We start from the raw sequence: 3,044 nt of genomic DNA on the forward strand, positions 1-3,044 counted from the left end.
TATATAGATAAATATATTAACTTCGCTAGTATTGGAGGATATAATGAACGATAAATACATTGTTTATTTCATTAGTAGAACTAAAGCTAATATGATAAAATTTATTGAAAATAAATTAAAAGAAAATAACTTAAATGACTTGATACCTACACATGGTAATATATTGACTGCACTTTATGAAAGTAATAAAAAACTTACTATGAAGGAAATAACTAAAAAAATTGGTAAAGATAAGTCTACAGTAACTTCATTAGTAAATAAACTTATAAATTTAGGTTATCTAAAAAAAGAACAATCTACTGCAGATAGACGAGTTACTTATATAAGTTTAACTGAAAAAGCTAGAGATATTGAAGGTAAATTTAACTTTATATCATCTCAAGTTAAAGAAACGGCTTATAAAGACTTTACAGATGAAGAAAAAAAAGAATTTCTAAGACTTCTTAGAAAACTTAGTTCTAATTTTAAAGTTGAAAATGAAAAATATAAATAAAAAAGAGCCTCATTATACACTGAGGCTCTTTTTTATTTAATCTATAAATGTCACTACTTCTTCAAGAGGTTTACGAGGTGGTTTTGGAGCTGTATGTTCTTTAGGTACACCTAAAGATATCATAGACATTAACTCAAATCCAGGTTTATCAAATCCTATTAACTCTTCTATCTGAGCCTTAGCATGTGTTGGCCCTGTCATATAGCAAGTTGCATATCCCATATCTGTTGCCGCTAATAAGAAGTTTTCAACTGCAGCACCTATTCCTTGTGCCGCCGATTGTGGAGATACTAACATATCTAAAACTTCTTGTGGTGCATTATTTTCTTTTAATATTTTATACTCTATCATTTTATACTCTGAACCATAAACCATTACAACTACTGGAGCATTTCTAAAGCATGTATAATATTTTATTACACTCATATGCTTATCTCTATCTTTTTCAGTTTTTGCAATTTCACCTAACTTCTCATGACTTTCTGTTACTATATCAGCCATTTTATTTATTAAATCACGATTAGTAAGTACTACAAAGTTCCAATTTTGTTGGTGTTTTGGAGAAGGAGCTTGTGTTGCTGCTTCTAACATTTTTAGTATATCTTCCTTCGGTACTATTTCATCTGTATATTTTCTTACACTTTTACGAGCATATATTGCTTCTAAAACATTCATATTGTGTCTCCTTTAGTTTTTATAAATTTAAATTACTTATTATTTACTATACTTTTTCCACATCTTTTTCCAAATACTAATATTTCTGTTATAGCATTTCCACCAAGTCTATTAGTTCCATGAGTCCCTCCAACTATTTCACCTGCTGCATATAGCCCTTTTATAACACTTTCATCATTTCTTAGTACTTGATTTTTATCATTTATTTTAACACCACCCATTGTGTGATGGACTGCTGGTGCTACTATCTGTACATAGTATGGGCCTTCTTTAATTGATATTAGTTGCCCTCTTCTATTAAAATCTTCATCTTTTTTATTATCTACATATGAGTTGTATTTATTTATTGTTTCTTTTAGGTTAGTATAATTTATACTAAAGAAATCACAAGCATCTTCTATAGTTTCAAATTTCCCAAATAGGTTGTCTTTTTCTAACCTCTTAACTTCACCACTATTTGCAGATACACCTTCATTTATAGATTCTACTTCTTTAGACCATATTAAATATGCTCTATTTGAAGTTTGATTAAGTATGCCTTCAGATACAACATCTCTTCTTTCTAATTCTTCAACAAATCTATTACCTTCTTTATTTACAAGTATTGCACCATCAAACCTAGCTCCTCCTACATGAGATAACTCTCCTGTTATAGGATTACTTATAGGGAATGTTTGAATGTAGTTCATATCTATAAACTTAGCATCAACTTCCTCACACATCTCATGACCTTGTCCTGTTACTCCACTAACGTTAGTAGTTTTGTATCTTTCATCTAAACTAGGGTCATATTTTTTTCTCATTTCAACATTTCCACTAAATCCACCTGTTGCTAATACAACACCGTATCTTGCCTTAAATACTATTTCTCTATTATTAAATAAACTATTTACTCCAGTAATTCTATCCCCTTCACAAATTAAGTTTTTACACTCAACACCAGTTATTATATCTACTCCTAAATCTTGAGCCTTTTCTCTTAATTTTTGTATAAGTTCTATAGCATATTTTCCTTTAAATACAGAAGCCCTCGGTACTTTATGCCCACCGAAATGTATAAGTTTATCTTCTTTAAATTCTACATTTACAAAATCTTTAAGCCATCTATATGTTGTTAAAGCATTTTCAACTAATATATCAACTTGATCTATATTAGATTTGTTGTCTCCTCCAACTAATATATCTTCACGATAACTCTCTTTTGAGTCAATTATATTCTTTTGTTTTTGCTCATCATTTTGTGGAATATTAACTCCGCCCATTGATACCAACGTATTTCCACCTAAGTTATTCATCTTTTCCAATAATACAACATGAGCTCCATTTGATCTTGCTTCAATAGCTGCACTAAGTCCTGCTCCACCTCCGCCTACAATTACAACGTCATATTCTTCTATATCTTTTAATCTTCTAGTTTTTCCACTAATTATTTTTTCTAATAGTTCTGCATCTAGTGTTAAAGCCTCTAATTCTTCTTTATTAGCTCCAGCTTTAATTAATGCATCCTTAACAGCGTCTCTTATTCCTCTGCTTGTCATAGAACACCCTGATACATTTGGAACTAATATAGTATTTTTTTCTATTATGTTTTTTATAACATGTTCAAATGCTGGATCAGATATTACTTTCGTTTCGTTATGATCTATAACCTCTATATCTTTTATTTTAGAGTCTGCTATTATAACGTTAAGCTTTATATCTCCTGCATATCCTCTACCAATGCCTGAATAAATTCCGTCTATATAATTCATTTTATCCTCCTAAATACAGCGTGATATTAGTTTTATGTCAAACTAATTTTATATCGTATTTAGTTTTATGTCAAACTTTTTCAAAAAATATTTTTAAAAAAGTTTTTAGAGTATAATTATCATAG

3 protein-coding genes are annotated in these 3,044 nt (G+C 29.4%); 1 reads left to right on the plus strand and 2 read right to left on the minus strand.

Annotation, left to right across the window (positions count from 1 at the left end; genetic code table 11):
• Nucleotides 1–43 precede the first annotated feature (43 nt).
• A complete protein-coding gene (locus VN21_RS14935; RefSeq protein ID WP_046823968.1) occupies nucleotides 44–493 on the plus strand; it encodes a MarR family winged helix-turn-helix transcriptional regulator in 450 nt (149 codons plus the stop codon).
• Between the two features lie 36 nt (nucleotides 494–529).
• Here VN21_RS14935 and VN21_RS14940 read toward each other — a convergent pair whose 3' ends face one another.
• The gene (locus VN21_RS14940; RefSeq protein ID WP_046823969.1) at nucleotides 530–1,168 is read right to left on the minus strand and encodes a nitroreductase family protein; all 639 of its coding nucleotides are present in this window, start codon (nucleotides 1,166–1,168) and stop codon (nucleotides 530–532) included.
• Nucleotides 1,169–1,200: 32 nt separating this feature from the next.
• Nucleotides 1,201–2,919 (minus strand): flavocytochrome c, encoded by a 1,719-nt coding sequence (locus tag VN21_RS14945; RefSeq protein WP_052952096.1) that lies wholly within the window; start codon nucleotides 2,917–2,919, stop codon nucleotides 1,201–1,203.
• Nucleotides 2,920–3,044: the final 125 nt, after the last annotated feature.

Origin of the sequence: Paraclostridium benzoelyticum (genome assembly GCF_001006285.1) — a bacterium.
GTDB classification, from domain to species: domain Bacteria; phylum Bacillota; class Clostridia; order Peptostreptococcales; family Peptostreptococcaceae; genus Paraclostridium; species Paraclostridium benzoelyticum.